Below are 267 nucleotides of genomic sequence, written 5' to 3'. Positions count from 1 at the left end.
AGGATTCCCTCGCACGTTTGAACGCGGCGTTAATGGAACGCAAACGGTGCTGCAGGATCTGTGGGAAACAGAACAGTGCAGGCAGACGCTGGCCCTGTGCTTCACGAGTTTTCACTAACTGCGCGAGATCGACGCGAGCTTCCGGGACGTCCGGGTCCGGGCACACGCTAATGTGGCCCAGCTCGTTAACGTCATAGTAGTTATTGCCCCACCAGGCAATATTGTAAGTACGCAGCATCTTGCTGGCTTCCTGGGAGCTCATTGCAA

At 55.8% G+C, this 267-nt stretch carries 1 protein-coding gene; it reads right to left on the bottom strand.

The genetic code is table 11. The features are described 5' to 3' along the window. Positions 1–238 (bottom strand): hypothetical protein (locus FN960_RS24140; protein ID WP_221936864.1); only part of this gene is annotated, 238 nt, incomplete at its 3' end. Between the last annotated feature and the right edge of the window lie 29 nt (positions 239–267).

Origin of the sequence: Alkalicoccobacillus porphyridii (assembly GCF_007293315.1) — a bacterium.
GTDB classification, from domain to species: domain Bacteria; phylum Bacillota; class Bacilli; order Bacillales; family Bacillaceae_D; genus Alkalicoccobacillus; species Alkalicoccobacillus porphyridii.
This window is presented reverse-complemented; position numbering and strand designations above follow the sequence as displayed.